Origin of the sequence: Pseudomonas fluorescens (assembly GCF_000802965.1) — a bacterium.
Taxonomy (GTDB): domain Bacteria; phylum Pseudomonadota; class Gammaproteobacteria; order Pseudomonadales; family Pseudomonadaceae; genus Aquipseudomonas; species Aquipseudomonas fluorescens_A.
Map to the genome: position 1 here is coordinate 1 of NZ_JSAK01000046.1, position 20,463 is coordinate 20,463.

The following is a 20,463-nucleotide window of genomic DNA, read 5'->3' on the forward strand; positions in this document are numbered from 1 at the left end:
TGTGTTGGCCGGACGCTTACCGATATCGCTACCTACAGCCGCACCGAGTTGGCCTACACGCCGCACACTAGTACGTGCTGTTTGGCGAGAAAGCCAGTAGGCGAGCTGAGCCTCTAGGGGTTTCATACCGTTTTCCATATCATCCTTTCTGGTTGGTCACACATCCTAAAGTTCTCAGGGGGTGACTGCTGGTGCTAGCCGTGCGCCCGATTTGCACGGCCCACAACCGATATACTGGCTAGCTCGGCACTAGCCAGCAAAATGCCATACCCGAATTACAGCATGCAAGCAGATGATGGCGATGCTGCCGCTAATAAGTGGAATTCAGTTTAGCGCCATTGCCAGCTCTCAGTGAAGAAACCTACTACTACAGTCGGATTTAAGTAAATTTGGGTATGCCTATCCAGATACAGGCGTATTTTGCCTTTTTCGGGCTTTCCGCTTGATAAGTAACACCCATAGTGCAACAGTATTAGTAGAACGCCCTAACTGATACAGGCACCTATCATGTTCATCCGCGCATACCTCCGAGCCTCCACCGAAGAACAAGATGCTGGCCGTGCCCGGGCTTCGCTAGAGCAGTTCGCCAGCGACCACAACAAGGTCATAGCAAGCGTGTACTTGGAGAACGCCAGTGGCGCCACAGCCGACCGGCCTGAGCTGCTGCGCCTGCTCAAGGATGCCCGCAAGGGTGACGTGTTGCTGGTGGAGTCGATAGACCGCCTATCCCGCCTCCCGGTGGAGGACTGGCAAAAGCTCAAGTCTGCGATCGACTCCAAGGGCCTGCGCATCGTGGCGCTCGACCTGCCGACCAGCCACCAGGGAATGCAGGACACCAAGGGGGACGAGTTCACCGGGCGGATGCTGGGGGCAATCAACTCTATGCTGGTGGAAATGATGGCAGCCATCGCCCGCAAGGATTACGAGCAGCGCCGCGAGCGCCAGGCCCAAGGCATCGAAAAGGCAAAGGCCGCCGGCAAGTATCAAGGCCGCCCCGTCGACATTGACCTGCACAGGCGCGTGACCGAACTGCTCGGCGCAGGCCTGGGCATTCGCGCAACAGCACGGCACGCCAACTGCTCGACCACCACCGTCCTCAGAATCAGGGATAAACCTTAAGCCTGAGCCCTATGCGCGCCCCACCCACTCCCAGGAAAGCCGATGAAGTATCAGCCATACGTTGAATTCACAGCCCAAGGTGCAAACGTTCGAACCTTAATGACGATGTATGCAAGCCTTGATACAGCCCCTGACACGGTTGAGCGCGTCATACCGATCGTTGTATTTATGGCTTTTTCTATTGAGGCCTATCTCAATTCTGTTGGCTCTCGATGCGTTCCATTTTGGGACGAGCTTGAACGTCTACCCTGGCGGAGCAAGGTCAACATTCTGCATAGAAGTGCGAGCCAGAAAGCCAACTGGGGTGAGGTGCACCTTCAATTTGCCACGTCAGTATTCAAACTTCGAGACAACCTAGCTCACGGTAAACCAGAGCGCGTGCTAGGCCCGAGTTTCGAAACCTGGGAAGAGGCTCATCAGAATTTGTTGGCAAGAAAGCCGCAGCCGCTCTGGTATGCCCATTTGAATAAAGCCTGGGCATACAAAGCAAAAGAGCAGTTTCGAGAGCTGATGCGTTATGTGGGAGAGCTGCACGGACTACATGAGTCAGACCACCTCGCAATTTCTGAGGGTGGCGTGGCTCGTGATTCTGCAAAGGATTGAATGCATCTGCACCCACCCTGCACCCATGAAAATCTTTAAGCGGAGGGATGAATCGCTGAAAGCCTTGAATTATATGGTGTCCCAGGGCCGGTTCGAACGGCCAACCTTCCCCTTAGGAGGGGGATGCTCTATCCAATTGAGCTACTGAGACCCAGATTGCCCGCAAGAATGCGCGAAGCAATTGACGGCGTGCATGTTAACGGGCGAGCAACGCTTTGTCATGTCGTCCTTGGGCGATTTAAGTGTAGGCAAACTCCTCCGGAGTCGTTGAGAAGTACCGCAAAGACCCAAAAGCTCACGAAGACCTGTGCACCCCCTGATCCTCTCATCACTGAAATCGCTGCCTTCAATCCTAAATAGCACCCACCATGCGCCTCCCCCTAGTAAATCGGCCATTTGCCACTATCCTATAAAGGCTAGGAACAGTGACTGAATTCGCACGACATGCTGATCGCTTTTTGAGACCCAGGATCGGGCAGCAGACGCGCCCAGCAATACGGACACAGACGAGTTTTCAAAACCAGTCCGCATTTCTGACAACTGGTGCTGGCATAACGCCTTTATCCAGTTCAATATTTGTCACAGAATTGGCGCCAATGATCTGGCAATTTTGAGGCATCATGCCAGCCTCTTCAATTCAGGTTGAACATTTGGCCAGAGGGCTTGTCCTATCAGACATCCTGCGGCCAATCCCGAGAACCGCTCCCCTGAACTAACCGGTTAAATATATGCGCCCATTGAAACAGGCAATTTATTCCAGCCGTACGGCTGACAAGTTCGTCGTACGTCTGCCAGACGGAATGCGTGAACGCATTGCCGAGGTGGCTCGCAATCATCACCGCAGCATGAACTCTGAAATCATCGCACGCCTTGAGCAGAGCCTTATTCAGGAAGGTGCGCTGGGCGAAGAGCTGAGCATGCGCCTGGATAGCCCAGAGCTTTCTTTGCACGAGCGCGAACTGTTGCAACGCTTCCGCCAACTTTCCCATCGCCAGCAAAACGCTCTCGTTTCGCTGATTGCCCATGACGCTGAAATGGCCGCAGACGCCTCCTGAGTCACGCAAAAAAAACCCAAGCCAGCTTAATCGCTGGCTTTTTTTTGCCTGAATTTCGCGCATAAAAAAACCCGCCAATAGGCGGGTCTTAAAATAAACGATTCAGAGCAGGAAGATTGTTGCCAGACCAAGGAAGATAAAGAAGCCACCACTGTCAGTCATAGCCGTAATCATCACGCTGGCTCCCATGGCAGGATCGCGACCAAGCCGCGCCAGAGTCATGGGGATCAATACTCCCATCAACGCCGCAAGCAACAAGTTGAGCGTCATGGCGGCCGTCATCACAACCCCCAAAGACCAACTACCATAAAGCAGATAGGCGACAACGCCGATCACACCACCCCAGACCACGCCATTAATCAGCGCTACAGCCAACTCCTTGCGCATCAGCCGCGAAGTATTGCCCGTACTCACCTGGTCCAGCGCCATAGCCCTAACGATCATCGTTATCGTCTGGTTACCGGAATTACCACCGATCCCCGCCACAATAGGCATCAACGCCGCAAGCGCCACCAGCTTCTCGATAGAGCCTTCGAACAGGCCAATCACGCGAGATGCAACAAATGCAGTAATCAGATTCACCGCCAACCAGGCCCAACGGTTACGCAGGGACTTCCACACCGACGCAAAAATATCCTCCTCTTCGCGCAGACCAGCCATGTTGAGAACTTCGTTCTCACTCTCTTCACGAATCAGGTCGACCATTTCATCGATAGTCAGACGACCGATCAGCTTGCCGTTCTTGTCCACCACCGGCGCCGAAATCAAGTCATAACGCTCGAACGCCTGGGCTGCATCGTACGCATCTTCATCCGGGTGAAAACTCACCGGATCGCTCGCCATGACTTCAGATACCTGCTTATCAGGGTCGTTGACGAGCAAACGCTTGATTGGCAACACGCCCTTGAGGACGCCGTCGTAATCGACCACAAACAACTTGTCGGTATGGCCCGGCAATTCCTTGAGGCGTCGCAGATAACGCAGAACCACTTCGAGACTGACATCCTCGCGGATGGTTACCATCTCGAAGTCCATCAGTGCACCGACTTGCTCCTCGTCGTAGGACAGAGCCGAACGAACGCGTTCACGCTGCTGGTTATCCAGCGTCTCCATCAGCTCATGGACGACGTCTCGCGGCAGCTCGGAAGCCAGGTCAGCAAGTTCGTCGGCATCCATGTCCTTGGCCGCGGCCAGGAGCTCATGATCGTCCATGTCGGCGATCAGGGTTTCTCGAACGGAGTCAGATACTTCGAGCAGGATGTCGCCGTCGCGATCAGCCTTTACCAATTGCCAGAGCGTCAGACGATCGTCCAGCGGCAAGGCTTCAAGAATGTAGGCGACGTCGGCGGAGTGCAGATCGTCGAGCTTGCGTTGCAGCTCGACGAGGTTTTGCCGGTGAACCAGGTTCTCGACCCGATCGTGATGCGGGCCTTCCTGGCGGTGAGTCAGGTCTTCAACCACTCGCTGACGCTGCAACAGCTCAACAACTTGAGCGAGGCGGTCCTGCAAGCTTTCCTGCGTTTTCTTTACTTCTACTTCAGACATAGGCGAACTCCACTCCCAGCAGTGGAACACGCCGGAAGGATCAATCAGTCAATTCATGATTGGAAAAACGGTTTACTGAGTAACTACTGGGTAAGTCCATGGAGGTATTCCACAAGCCCCGGCGGGGCTGACGGGCGCAATGATACACCGCCTGACGGTTTTAAATGTTAAAAAATCGCGGCTGAAACAAGCGCTTGCGAGACAAACTTGAGCGCCGCTCTGATCCTTGAAACTGCGACGACTCATCCTGAAAAGAAAACACACCGGCAACTGAAAATGTAGCAGCTACCCTTGATTCGAGCCGTCATGGAGGACGTCGAATGCCACCGAAAATTTTCCGCTTCTTGCTAATCACCCTGCCCGGCCTGGCGTTTGCGGCACCAGCCACCACCATCCACCGCTGCGAGGCACCTGACGGGCGCATTAACTTTACGACGATGAGCTGCGCCGTTGGTGACACCCTTTCCAACCAGGAAGTGCACACCTACCTGCCCGGTACCGCCACCGCACTCATGCCAGAAGCCAACTACCGTGAAACATCAGGCATTAAAACCAAAAGCCGCGATCTGACAATCGTCGGCGAGCCAGAAGATAGATGCGGAAACCTGATCAGCCCCAAAGAGCGGCGCGAAGCGATCATCAATCGGCGAGTTGTGGCCGGAATGAGCCAGCAGGACGTCGTAAGCGCCCTGGGCAAACCTGACAAGATCAGTATTCGGAATTCGTCCACGAGTTACCGCTACGAAACCAAGCGAGGTCGCAGCGCGCAGATCGAGTTCGATGAGAGAGGATGCACGAAAGGAAAAGCCAAATCCCAGACGGCAAAAAGCCCGCATTAAATGCGGGCTTTCTGTTGTATGGTGCACTCGACAGGATTCGAACCTGTGACCGCTCGGTTCGTAGCCGAGTACTCTATCCAGCTGAGCTACGAGTGCATTTGTGTTTTTATACCAGATCACAACTGGTTGGAGCCAAGTCATTCACATTACTGCAAACAACTCTTAAATGGTGCACTCGACAGGATTCGAACCTGTGACCGCTCGGTTCGTAGCCGAGTACTCTATCCAGCTGAGCTACGAGTGCATTTGTTGCCGCGCATTATAGGCCGTCTAATCTCTATGTCAAACACTTTTTCTAGTAATTTCAACAACTTACCGAAGAAGCCAGATTACAACGTACTACGCAAATAATGGCGGAGAACGGGGGATTCGAACCCCCGACACCCTTTTGAGGTGTACTCCCTTAGCAGGGGAGCGCCTTCGGCCACTCGGCCAGCTCTCCGCAACACGGGGCGTATCTTAACCAACCTTTTCCCCGTTTGCAAACATAAAAAACGATAAAAATTAATGGCTTGGTTCTTCGTCCTTCTCTTTCTTGATACGCAGGTAGATTTCCTCACGGTGGACCGCGACCTCTTTCGGGGCGTTGACACCAATACGCACTTGATTTCCTTTGACGCCGAGCACGGTCACGGTGATTTCGCCATCACCAATAATCAGGCTTTCTGCGCACCGACGAGTCAGAATCAACATACCTTTCTCCTCACGCCTTACATTTCAGGGACAACAGTCTGCAAAAAAATAGGCACTCGACCTACAACCCAAATCGGTCGCGGCCTACATGCCTGAGTATTGACCAGCGCGAGCAAAAGAACAGCTTCGGGGTCGCGCCATTCAAAAAAACAAAAGGCGCGGTCAAACCGCGCCTTTTGGCAAACGCATCACTCACCCTGGCGGGAAGGCGCGTCCAGTTCGAAAGCCGTGTGCAGGGCGCGCACAGCCAGCTCCAGGTACTTCTCTTCGATCACTACGGAGACTTTGATTTCCGAAGTCGAGATCATCTGGATGTTGATGCTTTCCTTCGCCAGGGATTCGAACATGCGGCTGGCTACGCCTGCGTGAGAGCGCATGCCAACGCCGACGATCGAAACCTTGGCGATCTTGGTGTCGCCAACGACTTCACGGGCACCGATCTCGCGAGCAGTGTTTTCCAGCACGGTCTGTGCCGCCTGGTAGTCATTGCGGTGCACGGTAAAGGTGAAGTCGGTGGTGTTATCGTGCGCGACGTTCTGCACGATCATGTCGACTTCGATGTTCGCGGCGCTGATCGGACCGAGAATCTTGAAGGCAACGCCCGGGATGTCTGGCACGCCACGGATGGTCAGCTTGGCTTCATCGCGGTTGAAAGCGATACCGGAAATGATCGGCTGTTCCATGGTTTCCTCTTCATCGATAGTAATGAGGGTGCCCGGACCCTCCTTGAAGCTGTGCAGTACGCGCAGCGGAACGTTGTACTTGCCGGCGAATTCCACCGCACGGATCTGCAACACCTTGGAACCGAGGCTGGCCATTTCCAGCATCTCTTCGAAGGTGATCTTGTCCAGGCGCTGAGCCACGGACACCACACGCGGGTCGGTGGTGTAGACACCGTCGACGTCGGTGTAGATCTGGCACTCGTCAGCCTTCAAGGCTGCCGCCAGCGCCACGCCGGTAGTGTCGGAACCGCCACGACCGAGGGTGGTGATGTTGCCGTGTTCGTCGACGCCCTGGAAACCAGCGACAACCACCACGCGACCGGCCTTCAGATCACCACGAATCTTCTGGTCATCAATCTGCAAGATACGCGCTTTATTGTGCGCGCTATCCGTCAGAATCCGTACCTGGTTGCCGGTGTAGGACACTGCTGGCACACCGCGCTTGATCAGCGCCATGGCCAACAGGGCAATCGTCACCTGCTCACCGGTGGATACGATCACATCCAGCTCACGGGGAACCGGTTGGCCGTCACCACTGATTTGCTTGGCCAGATCGATCAGACGGTTGGTTTCGCCGCTCATTGCAGACAGCACAACCACCAGGTCATCGCCGGCATCGCGGAATTTCTTAACCTTGTCGGCGACCTGCTCGATTCTCTCGACAGTGCCGACCGAGGTGCCTCCAAATTTCTGTACGATCAAAGCCATTTCAAAGCCGCCTCTGCCCATGAAGGGCGCCCAAATAATCACTCAAACAGCGTTGCGGCCCGCCACTAGACTGCGAGCCGCAAGCACTGCCTTATAAACCCTGCTCTACAAATGGAACGGTCAGCGCCAGTGCTGCATCCAGTGCGCCAGCGTCGGTACCGCCGCCTTGCGCCATGTCTGGACGACCACCGCCCTTCCCGCCCACTGCCGCAGCGGCTTGCTTCATCAAATCACCGGCTTTGAGTTGGCCAGTCAGGTCTTTGGTTACGCCTGCAACCAGAACGACCTTTTCCTCATGGACACTGCCGAGCAGGATCACTGCGCGGCCGAGTTTGTTTTTCAGCTGATCGACCAGCGCCAGCAGCGCCTTGCCGTCCTGACCGTCGAGACGCACGGACAGTACCTTCACGCCTTTGACATCCAGAGCGGAAGCCGACAGATCATCGCCCGCCGCGCTGGCTGCCTTGGCCTGCAACTGCTCGAGCTGCTTCTCCAGCAGACGGTTGCGCTCCAGCACAGCCGACAGCTTGTCGATCAGGTTATCGCGGCTGCCCTTAACCAGGTTGGCCGCTTCCTTGAGTTGTTCTTCCGCAGCGTTCAAGTAGGCCAGTGCCGCAGCACCGGTGACTGCCTCGATACGACGCACACCCGACGCCACACCGCCTTCGCTGATGATTTTCAGCAGGCCTATGTCGCCGGTACGGTTGGCGTGGATACCGCCGCACAGTTCGACGGAGAAATCGCCGCCCATGCTCAACACGCGTACGTTGTCGCCGTACTTCTCGCCGAACAGCGCCATGGCGCCTTTCTGCTTGGCGGTTTCGATGTCTGTTTCTTCGGTTTCAACGGCGGAGTTCTTGCGGATCTCGGCGTTGACGATGTCTTCCAGTGCTTTTAGCTGTTCAGGCTTGATCGCTTCGAAGTGGCTGAAGTCGAAGCGCAGGCGCTGACTGTCGACCAACGAACCTTTCTGCTGAACGTGCTCGCCCAATACCTGACGCAATGCTGCGTGCAGCAAGTGGGTGGCCGAATGGTTCAACGAAGTCGCGTGACGCACCTCGGCATCCACGTGGGTTTCCACTGGAGCGCCGATGGTCAGGCTGCCGGAATCCAGCACGCCATGGTGCAGGAACGCACCGCCGGTTTTGGTGGTGTCACGCACATCGAAACGCGCGCTGCCCGCCTGGAGAAAGCCGCAGTCGCCGATCTGGCCGCCGGATTCAGCGTAGAACGGCGTCTGGTTGAGAACGATCACCGCCTCTTCGCCTTCATTCAAGACGTCGACCGACTGGCCATCTTTATAGATAGCGACAATTTTCGCCGAACCGCTGGTGTCTGCATAACCGGTGAACTCGGTGGCCACATCAACCTTGACCAGCGTGTTGTAGTCCAGACCGAACGAGCTGGCCGAACGCGCGCGAACACGCTGGGCTTCCATCTCACGCTCGAAACCGACTTCGTCGACGGTCAGGTTGCGCTCGCGTGCAATGTCGGCGGTCAGGTCCATCGGGAAACCGTAGGTGTCGTAGAGTTTGAACACCACGTCGCCCGGCACTACGGTGCCTTTGAGTTCCAGCAGGTCCTGCTCGAGAATCTTCAGGCCGTGCTCCAGGGTCTTGGAGAACTGCTCTTCTTCGGCCTTGAGCACGCGCTCGATGTTGCTCTGCTGCTTTTTCAGTTCCGGGAAGGCTTCGCCCATCTCGACGACCAGTGCCGCGACGATCTTGTAGAAGAAGCTGCCAGTGGCGCCCAGCTTGTTACCGTGACGGCAGGCACGACGGATGATCCGGCGCAGTACGTAACCGCGACCTTCGTTGGACGGCAGCACGCCGTCAGCGATCAGGAAACCGCACGAACGGATGTGGTCGGACACCACTTTCAGCGAAGACTGATCGCCATTTTCGCAGCCGATCGCCTCGGCCGACGCGCTCAGCAAGTTCTTGAACAGGTCGATTTCGTAGTTGGAGTTGACGTGCTGCATTACCGCACTGATCCGCTCCAGGCCCATGCCGGTGTCGACCGACGGTGCTGGCAGCGGATGCAACACGCCATCGGCGGTGCGGTTGAACTGCATGAACACGTTGTTCCAGATCTCGATATAACGGTCGCCATCTTCTTCCGGCGAGCCCGGTGGGCCGCCCCAGATGTGGTCGCCGTGATCGTAGAAAATCTCGGTGCATGGGCCGCAAGGACCGGTATCGCCCATGGTCCAGAAGTTGTCGGAGGCGTAAGGCGCGCCTTTGTTGTCACCGATGCGAATCATACGCTCGACCGGCACACCGATCTCTTTGGTCCAGATGTCATACGCTTCGTCGTCGGAGGCATAGACGGTGACCCAGAGTTTTTCCTTCGGCAGTTTCAGAACGCCAGTCAGGAAGGTCCAGGCGAAGGTAATCGCATCGTGCTTGAAATAGTCACCGAAGCTGAAGTTACCCAGCATCTCGAAGAAGGTGTGGTGGCGAGCGGTATAACCGACGTTTTCCAGGTCGCTGTTCTTGCCACCGGCACGCACGCATTTCTGGCTGCTGGTCGCGCGGGTGTACGCACGTTTTTCCTGGCCCAGGAAGCAGTCCTTGAACTGGTTCATCCCCGCGTTAGTGAACAGCAGGGTTGGGTCGTTGCCCGGAATCAAAGAGCTGGAGGCTACACGGGTGTGGCCTTGCTCTTCGAAGAAGCGAAGGAAGGCTTCACGGATTTCTGCGCTTTTCATTAGGTTCTTCCACGGAGGCTGCGGCCAAAGGCCTGTTCGAAACGTCAACAGACGAAGCGACGGCAAAGGGCCGCATTATATCGGCCCTGCGCGCGGGGTACAGCGTGTTTATACGATAGAAACAGTCAATTGGACCGCTAACCCTATCACTTGCGGGAAAAGTCGACGAATGTCGCGACGACCTGCTCGATTTGCCCACGGCTGACGTCCATGTGCGTGACCATCCGCAGACGCGCGGCAGCACTGAGCTTGATCCCGCGTTCGGCGGCGAAAGACTTGAGTGCTTCGGCCTTGTCGCCCATGGTCACGTAAACCATGTTGGTCTGCACCGGCTCGACTTCATAACCTGCCGCGCGCAGGCCTTCGGCCAGCAATTGCGCGTTGGCGTGATCGTCGGCCAGACGCTGAACGTTGTTGTCCAGTGCGTACAGACCCGCCGCCGCCAGAATCCCGGCCTGACGCATCCCGCCGCCGACCATTTTGCGCAGGCGTCGCGCCTTGCCGATCAACTCCGCCGAACCGCACAACACCGAACCGACCGGCGCGCCCAGGCCTTTGGACAGGCAGACCGAGACCGAGTCGAAATGTTGTGCAATTTCTCGGGCATCAACCCCGAGCTTAACCGCCGCGTTGTACAGCCGAGCGCCATCCAAGTGCAGTTGCAGTCCGTGCTCACGAGTAAAATTGCGCGCCCGGGCCAGATATTCCAGCGGCAAGACTTTGCCCTGCATGGTGTTTTCCAGCGCCAGCAACCGTGTACGGGCAAAGTGAAAATCATCCGGCTTGATCGCGGCGGCGACCTGCGCCAGGTCCAGCGAACCATCGGCCTGCACTTCCAGCGGCTGCGGCTGGATCGAGCCGAGCACGGCCGCACCGCCGCCTTCGTACTTATAGGTATGCGCCTGCTGACCCACGATGTATTCGTCACCGCGCTCGCAATGGGCCATCAAGCCCAGCAGATTGCTCATGGTGCCGGTAGGAACGAATAGCGCCGCAGTGAAACCCAGCCTTTTCGCCAGTTCCGCTTCCAGACGATTGACCGTCGGATCTTCGCCATAGACGTCGTCACCGGTGGCGGCAGAAGCCATCGCGTCGAGCATGCCGGCGGTAGGTTGGGTGACGGTGTCGCTGCGAAGATCGATAACACTCATGAATCTGGCCTCGGTTAGCTGGGGAAAATCCCTTTCAGAGAGGAATTACTGCGGTCATGCCGACGAATATTCAACCCTTGGGTAGGAAAAGGCGTATTGAACCGACGAAAAAGTCGATAGCAATCATCAGATAGCAGCAATGCACAGGTGAGAAATATGTGTTAAAAACGCTGCGCCGCCAAACATTCTGGCGGCAAAACGTTCTCAGGGCGGGGTGTAACTCCCCACCGGCGGTAATTGCGCGCAATGCGCATAGCCCGCGAGCGCTTGGTGACAGCACGGCTTCGGCGGTGACTGGCGGCAAGGTCAGCAGACCCGGTGTGATCCCGGGGCCGACGGTCATAGTCCGGATGAAGAGAGAACGGGATTGGCGCCAATGGGCCGTCCGCAGGCACTCGTGCGAGCGTGCGTACCCTTAAATCCCATTCGATTCATAACGCCCTGTTTTTCACACAAACAGGAGTCAGAACATGCAACCCACCGCAATCGATAGCAAAAGCAAACACCATCAAGGCGAGCGCGTAGCGTTCATCCAGGCCTGCTGGCACAAGGAAATCGTTGATCAGAGCCGTAAGGGTTTCATCAGCGAAATGATTGCCCAGGGTTATCACGAGTCCGACATCGACTTTTTCGAAGTCGGCGGCGCCTTTGAAATGCCCCTGCACGCCAAGTTGCTGGCCAAGACCGGTCGTTATGCCGGCATCGTCGCCGCAGCCCTGGTGGTGGACGGCGGGATCTACCGTCACGAATTCGTCGCCCAGTCGGTGGTCAGCGGCCTGATGCAGGTTCAGCTGGAAACCGAAGTGCCGGTGTTCTCGGTATCCCTGACCCCGCACCACTTCCACGCTGGCGAAGAACACCAGAAGTTCTTCTTCGAGCATTTCGTGCACAAGGGTCAGGAAGCGGCGAAGACGTGTGCGGATACGCTGAGCAAGATTCGTGCGCTGCGTCGCACTGAGCCACGTGCGGTAGCCGTCTAAACACCGAACCTGTAGGAGCTGACGAGTGCAACGAGGCTGCGATTTTTTGATCTACAAAAACAAGATCAAAAGATCGCAGCCTGCGGCAGCTCCTACAGTTGTTGGTTTCAGGCCAGATTTTAGTGTTTGTTTTCAGGCCAGGTTTTCGTCGGTGGTCGGCACGATCAGGATGCCGGCGCGCAGGCCGTTCTTCACTTTGGGGTTCGGGAAGATGATCCGGGCGCCCTCCTCCTCGATGATCCAACGGGTCTGGGCGATGTCCTCGGCCAGCAGATAACCCACTTCCAACTCCGAAAAGTTTTCAATGTCCGCCGGCAGGTTCAGGCGGAAGCTGTCACTGTGCTTGATGATTTCCCGGGCCACGCTAAACAGCTGCAGCCCGTCGAGAGCTTCTTCAGTCAGCTCCGGCTCGGAGCCTTCGATAATCTGTTTGAGGCGGGTTTCCAGCAGGGACACGTTGACACCATCGTTGTGCCCGAACGGCCGTGCCTTGCCCAGTTCCAGAGTGAAGGCCTCGGCCCCAAGCTTGTCGTAGGTATAGGAACTGAAAACGATGGACGGTTTGTTCTGCAGCAGCACCGCCTCCATGCCGGCGGCGCGCAGACGAGCCAGTTCCTGGCGAGAGTGCTGACGACCTTCCTTCCACGGATACAACGCGAACTGTTCGATTTTCGAACCGCGAATTGCGGTGTGCAGGTCGTAGTGCAGTCGCTGGCGGTCCGGCAGGCTGAAGAAACTGGCGGCCAGGCGCTCCAGTTCACAAGCGCGCAAGGCTTCGGAGCCGCTGCTTTGTTCGTGACGGCCATTGAACAGCCGATTGACGTCCTGCTCGACGAAACGCTCGCCCTTGCGAATCGCTTCCGGGTTGCCGAACAGGAACAGAATGCGTGTACGCGGTTTCAAGTCGCCGCGGGCGATGTCGTGCAACAGGCGATCGAGCAACTCGATCGGCGCTGTTTCGTTGCCGTGGATGCCGGCCGATAGCAGCAGGTCCAGGCCATTGTCGCGAGCTTCAGGTGGCCGGACTTCCAGCGCACCTTCACTCAACCAGCGCATGCGCACGCCTTCGACAGTCAGTTGAGTCTTCTCCGCCGGTTCGCGGCCGGCGAGGGTTAGTTCAAGCAGTTTGCCGAGGGCGAGCATAGAGCGGTTTCCTTAATGGTCGTGATTGCAATCCGGGCCGTGGACGTGGTCCTCGTCGTCACCGATTTCCGCCGGTTCCATTTCCAGTTGCAGACTTACCAGATTAGTCGCCAGTGGGCGCAACAGCAGGTTGGCGTATTCGGCGTCACCTTCTTCGACGTCCACGCCGATCAGCAACTGGCCGCGGCCGTCCTGCTGGATCCACAGCTCTTTGCCTTGCCACATGACCGCGACGCGGGTGCAGGACGTTTCCAGTTGCGTGCCGTCGGTGTCTTCAAGGATCAGCTGCAGGGTATCGCTCATGTTTTTACGCTCTCGTTTGAGATGAAGCAGCGCGCTGTCGTGCACAACAACGCGCCGTCGATCAATTGATCTGGAATGGATAAACCGCGCCCAGTTTAAGGATTTGCGTCAGTTCATCCAGTGCCGTCCGGCATTCAAGCAGCAATTGCGGGTCCGCGAGATCGTTTTCGGTCATGCGGTCGCGGTAGTGCTTGTCGACCCATTCGGTCAACGTGCCATACAACGGTGCCGTCATGATAACCCCTGGATTGACCGCCGCCAGTTCGGTTTCGTTGAGCGCGACGCGCAGTCGCAGGCAAGCAGGACCACCACCGTTCTGCATGCTCTGCTTGAGATCGAAAACTTTGACTTCGCGGATCAGTCCGCCGGAGCTGGTCAAACCCTGCAGGTACTGCCAGACACGCTCGTTGCCACGGCATTCTTCCGGCACGATCAACAGCATGGAGCCGTCAGGACGCGACAGCAATTGGCTATTGAACAGGTAGGACCGAACCGCGTCTTCGACGGTTACTGCGGAACGCGGTACACAGACCGACTGAAATTTCCCACCGACCTTGGCGAGTTTGCTCTGCAATTCAGCGAGCATCTGCTCGGTCTCGAGGAACGCGTCCTCGTGATAGAACAACACTTCTCCGTTACCCACCGCGATCACATCGTTGTGGAACACGCCCTGATCGATCACCGAGGGGTTTTGCTGGGCGTAGACCACGCCGTCATCACTCAAACCGTGCAAACGGGCAACGGCCTGGGACGCTTCGAGGGTCTGGCGTGCCGGGTACTTTTGCGGTGCCGGGTAGCGGGTGTCGAAAGCACTGCGACCGAAGACAAAAAACTCAACGCCGGCTTCACCGTATTCTCGGCAGAAACGCGTGTGGTTGGCCGCGCCTTCGTCGCCGAATTGCGCCACGGCTGGCAAAGCGGCGTGGTGAGCGAAGTGTTTCTGGTCGGCGAACATCGCGCCCAGCACGCGACTGGTGGTCGGGTGCTCGATGCTGCGGTGATATTTGCAGTTGAGGTTGGCGGCGGTGAAATGCACGCGGCCATCCGCGGTGTCGGCACTCGGGCTGACGGTGGCGGCGTTGGCTACCCACATGCTCGATGCCGAGCAACTGGCAACCAGCAGTGGCATGGCTTCTTTGGCGGCGCGTTCGATCACTTGGGCGTCGGTGCCGATGAAGCCCAGGCGACGCAGTGCTGCCACGTCCGGGCGTTCTTGTGGTGCCAGAACACCTTGTTGAAAGCCCATGTCGGTCAGCGCTTTCATTTTTGCCAGGCCTTGCAGCGCGGCTTCCTTGGGGTTGGAAGACTGCTGGCTGTTGCTCTGGGACGCGACGTTGCCGTAGGACAGGCCGCCGTAGTTATGGGTCGGCCCCACTAGACCGTCAAAATTGACTTCATAGGATTTCATCAGCGAGGCTCCACGAGAATCTGTTTTTTATAGGCATCAAGTAACTGTTCAGTACGACCGAGGGGTGGCCATCGCGGGCAAGCCCGCTCCCACAGGTTCAGCAGTGTTCACACGTTTTGTGTGCGACGCGGTCCTTGTGGGAGCGGGGCTTGCCCGCGATTGGGCATCACGCCATTTTCACGCCAGGCGTGAGGGTGGCTGGCAACACCAGGCTCGGGGTTTCCAGCGAGGCCACCGGGTACGCGCAGTAGTCCGCCGCGTAGTAGGCGCTCGCGCGATGGTTGCCCGAGGCACCGACGCCACCGAATGGCGCGCTGCTCGCGGCGCCGGTCAGTTGCTTGTTCCAGTTGACGATACCGGCGCGGCTTTCCAGCCAGAACTGCTGGTAGCGCGCTTCGGAGTCCGAGAGCAGACCGGCAGCCAAGCCATAGGCGGTGTCGTTAGCTTCAGCGATGGCCGCTTCAAAATCAGCGTAGCGGATCACTTGCAGCAACGGGCCGAACAGCTCTTCGTCCGGGCGCTCGGCCACAGCAGACACATCCAGAATGCCGGGGGTCAGCAAGGCGGCTTGCGCCTGAGGCTGAGTCATTTCCAACAGCGCCACAGCGCCATTCGCCAACAGATGTTCCTGAGCTTCCATCAACGCTTTCGCCGCGCCGAGGGAAATCACCGAACCCATGAACGGCGCCGGTTGCTGGTCGAAAGCACCGACTTCAATGGTCGAGCTCACTGCCACCAGGCGCGCCAGCAGCGAGTCGCCCCAAGCGCCCTGCGGCACCAGCAGACGGCGCGCACAAGTGCAACGTTGACCGGCAGAAATGAAGGCCGACTGAATAATGGTGTACACGGCGGCATCGAGATCAGCGACCTGATCGACCACCAGCGGGTTGTTACCACCCATTTCCAGCGCGAGGATCTTGTCCGGACGACCGGCGAATTGCTGGTGCAGATGATTGCCGGTGCGGCTGGAGCCAGTGAAGAACAGACCGTCGATGCCCGGGTTCGCCGCCAGGGCAATACCGGTTTCGCGAGCGCCTTGCAGCAGGTTCAACACGCCAGCCGGCAAACCGGCTTCGATCCAGCACTTGACCGTCAACTCGGCGACTTTCGGGGTCAATTCGCTAGGCTTGAACAGCACACTGTTACCGGCCAGCAACGCCGGGACGATGTGACCGTTCGGCAAGTGGCCTGGGAAATTGTAAGGACCGAACACTGCGACCACGCCATGCGGCTTGTGACGCAAAACGGCGGTGGCGTCGCCCAGCGGGCCGCTCTTCTCGCCGGTACGCTCGCGGTAGCTCTGCACCGAGATCGCAATCTTGTTGACCATACTGGTGACTTCGGTCGCCGATTCCCACAGGGGTTTGCCGGTTTCCTCACCGATGGTGCGCGCTAGTTCGTCAGCCTTGTTCTTCAATGCGGCGGCAAAGGCTTCCAGCACCGAGATGCGTTCTTCCAGCGTCCGACGAGCCCAGTCCGGGAACGCCTGACGCGCCGCTTGCACGGCCGATTCAACTTGTTCAGTGGTGGCGCCGGCGCCGGACCACAGCACTTGCTGGGTCACCGGGTTCAGCGACTCGAAGACTTCGCCCTGACCGGCCAGCCATTCACCTGCAATGTATAGCGACTTCATTATTTCGACTCCCGTGCAGCGGACAACGGAACGGCGCGCACTTGATCGCCGGCGTTGAGTTGAAGACGTTTGGCCGTCAGCGGATCGACCACCAGCGTGCCGGCGGCGAAGCGTGCCGGTGCAGCGGTGATCCGGCAGTCTTCGCGCTTGCGGTTGTGAATGATGAACGGCGTGGCGTCGTCACCCGGCGTGCCGATGGCCAGCACCAGTGCCTGGCTGTCGCGCACCGCGCGGATCTTGCCGGTTTCGCATTCGATGGCCGGGCCGGCGTCGAAGATGTCGACGTAGCCCTGATAGCTGAAACCTTCGCTCTTGAGCATCGACAACGCCGGCTCGGTGTCCGGGTGAACCTGACCGATCACGTTGCGCGCGTCGGGCGACAGGAAGCAGGTGTACAACGGGAATTTCGGCATCAGTTCGGCGATGAACGCCTTGTTGCCCACGCCGGTCAGGTAGTCGGCCTGACTGAATTCCATTTTGAAGAAGTGTCGGCCCAGGCTTTCCCAGAACGGCGAGCGCCCGGCTTCGTCGGAGACACCGCGCATCTCGGCAATGATCTTGTTGCCGAACAGCTGCGGGAACTCGGCGATGAACAGCATCCGCGCCTTGGACAGCATGCGGCCGTTGAGGCCAGTGCGGTAGTCGGCATGGAGAAACAGCGAGCACAGTTCCGAGTTGCCAGTCAGGTCGTTGGCCAGGAACAGCGTCGGAATTTCGCGATAGATGTTCAGTTCTTGCGAAGCGCTGACGGTCAGACCGACGCGAAAGTTGTACCAAGGCTCACGCAGGCCAACGGCGCCAGCGATGGCGGAAATGCCCACCACGCGACCATCGTCGTCTTCGAGCACGAACAGATAGTCCGCATCGCCCCGCCCGGCTTCGCCGCGGAAAGTCTTCTCGGCCCAGCCGACCCGATGGGCCAGACGTTCTTCGTTGGCCGGCAAGGTGGTCAGGCCGGTGCCGGTGCTGCGGGCCAGGTCGATCAGAGCGGGTAAATCGCTGCTGCGTACGGGACGAACGATCATGCTATCTCCTCAAACGGGCCGCTAACGCCACCCGTGAAACTCGCTGCTTTACTAAGCATTCATTCTTTATAGGCATAGCAGCAGGCGTTAAACCGCCACCAGGCGCACGCTGGCACCTTCACCGACGCCCAGGGCTTCGGCCGCTTCCAGATCCAGGGTTACGGGTTTGCCCGGTGCGTAATCCAGTTCGAGCAATACCGCGCGGTAATCCTGCAACTGGGCGTTTGCCACCAGGTATTGACGACCGGCACCTTTGACCGGCTCACCGATTTTCACCGGCACCACACGGCTCTGGGCGATCGAACGGATCCCCGAGACACGGGCATGCAGGGTCGGACCGCCGTCGAAAATGTCGATGTAGTGATCGGTCTCGAAGCCTTCGCGCATCAGGATGTCGAAGGTGATCTGCGCCCGAGGGTGAACCTGGCCCATCGCTTCTTGCGCGGAGTCCGGCAACAGCGGCACATAGATCGGGTAATGCGGCATCAGCTCGGCGAGGAACGTCCGGCTCTTCAGACCGCACAAACGCTCGGCTTCAGCGTAGTTGAGGTCGAAGAAGTTGCGGCCGATGGCATCCCAGAACGGCGAGTCGCCATTTTCGTCGCTGTAACCGACGATCTCGGTCACCACGGAATCGGCGAAACGCTCCGGATGGCTGGCGACGAACAGCAAGCGGCCACGGGAGTTGAGCTCGGCCCAAGGCGAACCCACCAGCTCGCGCTGCACGTAGAAACTGGTCAGCAAGCTGTTGCCGGTCAGGTCGTGGCACTGCGAGAGTACGTGGATCTTGTTGTGAATCTTCAGCTCGCGGGAGGCGTGCACGAAGGTTTCGTTGCGGAAGCTGTAGAACGGCTCGGAGTAACCGGCCGACGCGACGATCGCCGAGCAACCGGCGAGTTTGCCGGTGGCGGTGTCTTCCAAGACGAAGAAATAGCTCTCTTCACCGTTGAAGCTGACTTCAGCGGCGAACGAGGCTTCGCTCGCGGCGATCTTGTCGCTCAGGCGTTCAACGTCATCCGGCAAGGAAGTGACACCAATCGGGCTGTCCGCAGCCAGACGCTGTACCTCGCCCAGATCAGCCATTTGCGCGGGGCGCATCACCAGCATGGTGTCACTCCTTAATCAAGAACAGGTCGACCCGTTTGGTCGACAGGGAAAAAATACCGGGTTCGTCCTGAAACGCCTTTGTAGGAGCCGGCTTGCTGGCGATGGCGATCGTTTGATCGCCGCAAGGCTTTCGGGCCTCATCGCCAGCAAGCCAGCTCCTACAGGGGGGGTGCGTCAGGACTGGTCCGGCATAAAAATTAGGTTCGACGCCTGAAAGGTCAGGCGTCGAAGGGTCTATCAGGCTTGCGTCAGTTTTGCTGCGGCGCGTTCGAAACGGTCCAGACCGGCATCGATATCGGCGTCTTCCACCACCAGGCTCGGGGCGAAACGCACCACGTCCGGGCCGGCTTGCAGAATCATCAGGCCTTCTTTTTCAGCGGCGTTGAAGATGTCCTTGGCCTTACCTTTCCAGGCATCGCTCAGCACACAACCAATCAACAGACCCAGGCCACGCACTTGCGTGAACAGGCCGTACTTCTCACCGATTTGCTCAAGGCGAGCCTTGAACTTGTCGTGCTTGGCGTTGACGCCGGCAAGCACTTCAGGGGTGTTGATCACGTCGATCACGGCTTCCGCGACAGCACACGCCAGCGGGTTGCCGCCGTAGGTGGTGCCGTGGGTGCCGACGACAAGGTGTTTGGCCAGGTCTTCGGTGGTCAGCATGGCTGCGATCGGGAAACCACCGCCCAGGCTCTTGGCGCTGGTCAGGATGTCCGGGGTCACGCCGTAATGCTGGTAGGCAAACAGCTTGCCGCTGCGGCCCATACCGGTTTGAACTTCATCGAACACCAGTAGCGCATTGTTCGCGTCGCACAGTTCGCGGGCACCTTGCAGGTAGGCCAGCTCGGCCGGCAGCACGCCGCCCTCACCCTGGATCGGTTCGAGCACCACGGCACAGGTCTTGTCGGAAACGGCGGCTTTCAAAGCGGCCAGATCGTTGTAAGGAACGTGGGTGATACCGGTAATTTTAGGACCGAAGCCGTCGGAGTACTTCGACTGGCCACCGACGTTCACGGTGAACAAGGTGCGACCGTGGAAGCTGTTCAGCGCGGCAATGATTTCGTACTTTTCACTGCCGAAACGATCGAAAGCCACACGCCGGGCCAGCTTGAAGGCAGCCTCGTTGGCTTCGGCGCCAGAGTTACAGAAGAACACACGCTCAGCAAAAGTGGCGTCGATCAGCTTATGGGCCAGGCGCAGGGCCGGCTCATTGGTGAACACGTTGGATACGTGCCACAGCTTGTTCGCCTGCTCGGTCAAGGCACCGACCAGCGCCGGATGCGCGTGGCCCAATACGTTTACGGCAATCCCGCCGGCGAAGTCGATCAGCTCGCGACCGGACTGGTCCCAAACGCGGGAACCGGCGCCACGCACTGGAATGAATGCGGCAGGCGCGTAGTTGGGAACCATTACCTGGTCGAAATCGGCGCGTTGTACCGCAGCGTGCTCAACGGACATCGGAGTCTCCTGAAAAGGAACACTCGCCTGAAACTGGCGAGCGATGGGGGGATTGTAAGGACAGTTTTCAGCCCGGCCTTGCCGCCAAGCGACAACTTCTTATAGCGCAAACCCCGGTTTTTCCCGGGTTTACGGCAATGCGACATATAGGGTCGCAAAGGCGCAGTTTAACTGGCGCAGAGCGTTTGCGGCAGGCTTGCTCCGTTGTAACCCATGGCCATTCGACGAGTGCGGTAAATATGTACCGCACGTCGTCCGTGT

The 20,463-nt window shown here is 58.1% G+C and carries 17 protein-coding genes, 4 tRNA genes and 1 riboswitch; of the genes, 5 read left to right on the plus strand and 16 right to left on the minus strand.

Annotated elements, in window-relative coordinates; translation table 11 throughout:
- Positions 1 to 507: 507 nt before the first annotated feature.
- Together NL64_RS28725 and NL64_RS28730 are read left to right on the plus strand one after the other, a co-directional pair.
- On the plus strand, positions 508 to 1,119 hold the full coding sequence (locus tag NL64_RS28725; protein ID WP_034151447.1) for a recombinase family protein: 612 nt from the start codon (positions 508 to 510) through the stop codon (positions 1,117 to 1,119).
- Between the two features lie 42 nt (positions 1,120 to 1,161).
- On the plus strand, positions 1,162 to 1,722 hold the full coding sequence (locus tag NL64_RS28730; protein WP_034151448.1) for a hypothetical protein: 561 nt from the start codon (positions 1,162 to 1,164) through the stop codon (positions 1,720 to 1,722).
- A gap of 74 nt (positions 1,723 to 1,796) precedes the next feature.
- Here the strand turns inward: NL64_RS28730 and NL64_RS28735 are convergent.
- Positions 1,797 to 1,873: transfer RNA gene (locus NL64_RS28735), tRNA-Arg, on the minus strand.
- Between the two features lie 577 nt (positions 1,874 to 2,450).
- Here NL64_RS28735 and NL64_RS28740 point away from each other — a divergent pair.
- On the plus strand, positions 2,451 to 2,777 hold the full coding sequence (locus NL64_RS28740) for an Arc family DNA-binding protein (RefSeq protein WP_003178899.1): 327 nt from the start codon (positions 2,451 to 2,453) through the stop codon (positions 2,775 to 2,777).
- A 102-nt stretch (positions 2,778 to 2,879) separates the two neighbouring features.
- Here NL64_RS28740 and mgtE read toward each other — a convergent pair whose 3' ends face one another.
- Positions 2,880 to 4,322, minus strand: a complete 1,443-nt coding sequence (gene mgtE, locus NL64_RS28745) for a magnesium transporter (RefSeq protein ID WP_034151449.1) — start codon at positions 4,320 to 4,322, stop codon at positions 2,880 to 2,882.
- A 320-nt stretch (positions 4,323 to 4,642) separates the two neighbouring features.
- Here mgtE and NL64_RS28750 point away from each other — a divergent pair, with 320 nt between their 5' ends.
- Entirely contained in the window at positions 4,643 to 5,161 is a 519-nt protein-coding gene (locus NL64_RS28750) for a SmpA/OmlA family hypothetical protein (RefSeq protein WP_034151450.1), read from the plus strand.
- Between the two features lie 19 nt (positions 5,162 to 5,180).
- Here the strand turns inward: NL64_RS28750 and NL64_RS28755 are convergent.
- From NL64_RS28755 to ltaE, 7 genes are all read right to left on the minus strand, one after another.
- A tRNA-Arg gene (locus NL64_RS28755) sits at positions 5,181 to 5,257 on the minus strand.
- Between the two features lie 71 nt (positions 5,258 to 5,328).
- Positions 5,329 to 5,405 (minus strand) — tRNA-Arg (locus tag NL64_RS28760).
- Between the two features lie 107 nt (positions 5,406 to 5,512).
- Positions 5,513 to 5,603 (minus strand) — tRNA-Ser (locus tag NL64_RS28765).
- Between the two features lie 62 nt (positions 5,604 to 5,665).
- Positions 5,666 to 5,854 (minus strand): carbon storage regulator CsrA, encoded by a 189-nt coding sequence (gene csrA, locus NL64_RS28770; protein ID WP_002554426.1) that lies wholly within the window; start codon positions 5,852 to 5,854, stop codon positions 5,666 to 5,668.
- Between the two features lie 188 nt (positions 5,855 to 6,042).
- Positions 6,043 to 7,284 (minus strand): aspartate kinase, encoded by a 1,242-nt coding sequence (locus tag NL64_RS28775; protein WP_034151451.1) that lies wholly within the window; start codon positions 7,282 to 7,284, stop codon positions 6,043 to 6,045.
- A 91-nt stretch (positions 7,285 to 7,375) separates the two neighbouring features.
- Entirely contained in the window at positions 7,376 to 9,994 is a 2,619-nt protein-coding gene (alaS, locus tag NL64_RS28780; RefSeq protein WP_034151452.1) for an alanine--tRNA ligase, read from the minus strand.
- Between the two features lie 146 nt (positions 9,995 to 10,140).
- Positions 10,141 to 11,145, minus strand: a complete 1,005-nt coding sequence (gene ltaE / locus NL64_RS28785; RefSeq protein WP_034151453.1) for a low-specificity L-threonine aldolase — start codon at positions 11,143 to 11,145, stop codon at positions 10,141 to 10,143.
- Positions 11,146 to 11,341: 196 nt separating this feature from the next.
- A riboswitch (FMN riboswitch) is annotated at positions 11,342 to 11,512 on the plus strand.
- Positions 11,513 to 11,615: 103 nt separating this feature from the next.
- Between ltaE and NL64_RS28790 the strand changes: the two genes are divergently transcribed.
- Positions 11,616 to 12,125, plus strand: coding sequence for a 6,7-dimethyl-8-ribityllumazine synthase (locus NL64_RS28790; protein ID WP_034151454.1), 510 nt, complete (start codon positions 11,616 to 11,618; stop codon positions 12,123 to 12,125).
- A gap of 132 nt (positions 12,126 to 12,257) precedes the next feature.
- Here NL64_RS28790 and astE read toward each other — a convergent pair whose 3' ends face one another.
- From astE to NL64_RS28825, 7 genes are all read right to left on the minus strand, one after another.
- A complete protein-coding gene (gene astE, locus NL64_RS28795; protein ID WP_034151455.1) occupies positions 12,258 to 13,268 on the minus strand; it encodes a succinylglutamate desuccinylase in 1,011 nt (336 codons plus the stop codon).
- 12 nt (positions 13,269 to 13,280) lie between these two features.
- Positions 13,281 to 13,571: a hypothetical protein gene (locus NL64_RS28800; protein WP_034151456.1), complete on the minus strand. Its 291-nt coding sequence runs from the start codon at positions 13,569 to 13,571 to the stop codon at positions 13,281 to 13,283.
- Between the two features lie 61 nt (positions 13,572 to 13,632).
- Positions 13,633 to 14,979 carry an N-succinylarginine dihydrolase gene (gene astB, locus NL64_RS28805; RefSeq protein ID WP_034151457.1) on the minus strand — a complete coding sequence of 449 codons (1,347 nt, stop codon included), beginning with the start codon at positions 14,977 to 14,979 and terminating at the stop codon, positions 13,633 to 13,635.
- A gap of 166 nt (positions 14,980 to 15,145) precedes the next feature.
- Positions 15,146 to 16,615 carry a succinylglutamate-semialdehyde dehydrogenase gene (astD, locus tag NL64_RS28810; RefSeq protein WP_172668719.1) on the minus strand — a complete coding sequence of 490 codons (1,470 nt, stop codon included), beginning with the start codon at positions 16,613 to 16,615 and terminating at the stop codon, positions 15,146 to 15,148.
- Complete coding sequence (gene astA, locus NL64_RS28815; RefSeq protein WP_034151459.1) at positions 16,612 to 17,637, minus strand: arginine N-succinyltransferase; 1,026 nt, start codon at positions 17,635 to 17,637, stop codon at positions 16,612 to 16,614. Before astA ends, astD begins: the two co-directional genes overlap by 4 nt.
- 87 nt (positions 17,638 to 17,724) lie before the next feature.
- The gene (aruF, locus tag NL64_RS28820; RefSeq protein ID WP_008033116.1) at positions 17,725 to 18,744 is read right to left on the minus strand and encodes an arginine/ornithine succinyltransferase subunit alpha; all 1,020 of its coding nucleotides are present in this window, start codon (positions 18,742 to 18,744) and stop codon (positions 17,725 to 17,727) included.
- A 237-nt stretch (positions 18,745 to 18,981) separates the two neighbouring features.
- A complete protein-coding gene (locus NL64_RS28825; RefSeq protein WP_034151460.1) occupies positions 18,982 to 20,202 on the minus strand; it encodes an aspartate aminotransferase family protein in 1,221 nt (406 codons plus the stop codon).
- Positions 20,203 to 20,463 lie beyond the last annotated feature (261 nt).

Bases quoted from the DNA above. Each gene is read 5' to 3' on its own strand.
- NL64_RS28725 (WP_034151447.1), top strand. From the start codon at position 508: ATGTTCATCCGCGCATACCTCCGAGCCTCCACCGAAGAACAAGATGCT.
- NL64_RS28730 (WP_034151448.1), top strand. From the start codon at position 1,162: ATGAAGTATCAGCCATACGTTGAATTCACAGCCCAAGGTGCAAACGTT.
- NL64_RS28740 (WP_003178899.1), top strand. From the start codon at position 2,451: ATGCGCCCATTGAAACAGGCAATTTATTCCAGCCGTACGGCTGACAAG.
- mgtE (WP_034151449.1), bottom strand. From the start codon at position 4,322: ATGTCTGAAGTAGAAGTAAAGAAAACGCAGGAAAGCTTGCAGGACCGC.
- NL64_RS28750 (WP_034151450.1), top strand. From the start codon at position 4,643: ATGCCACCGAAAATTTTCCGCTTCTTGCTAATCACCCTGCCCGGCCTG.
- csrA (WP_002554426.1), bottom strand. From the start codon at position 5,854: ATGTTGATTCTGACTCGTCGGTGCGCAGAAAGCCTGATTATTGGTGAT.
- NL64_RS28775 (WP_034151451.1), bottom strand. From the start codon at position 7,284: ATGGCTTTGATCGTACAGAAATTTGGAGGCACCTCGGTCGGCACTGTC.
- alaS (WP_034151452.1), bottom strand. From the start codon at position 9,994: ATGAAAAGCGCAGAAATCCGTGAAGCCTTCCTTCGCTTCTTCGAAGAG.
- ltaE (WP_034151453.1), bottom strand. From the start codon at position 11,145: ATGAGTGTTATCGATCTTCGCAGCGACACCGTCACCCAACCTACCGCC.
- NL64_RS28790 (WP_034151454.1), top strand. From the start codon at position 11,616: ATGCAACCCACCGCAATCGATAGCAAAAGCAAACACCATCAAGGCGAG.
- astE (WP_034151455.1), bottom strand. From the start codon at position 13,268: ATGCTCGCCCTCGGCAAACTGCTTGAACTAACCCTCGCCGGCCGCGAA.
- NL64_RS28800 (WP_034151456.1), bottom strand. From the start codon at position 13,571: ATGAGCGATACCCTGCAGCTGATCCTTGAAGACACCGACGGCACGCAA.
- astB (WP_034151457.1), bottom strand. From the start codon at position 14,979: ATGAAATCCTATGAAGTCAATTTTGACGGTCTAGTGGGGCCGACCCAT.
- astA (WP_034151459.1), bottom strand. From the start codon at position 17,637: ATGATCGTTCGTCCCGTACGCAGCAGCGATTTACCCGCTCTGATCGAC.
- aruF (WP_008033116.1), bottom strand. From the start codon at position 18,744: ATGCTGGTGATGCGCCCCGCGCAAATGGCTGATCTGGGCGAGGTACAG.
- NL64_RS28825 (WP_034151460.1), bottom strand. From the start codon at position 20,202: ATGTCCGTTGAGCACGCTGCGGTACAACGCGCCGATTTCGACCAGGTA.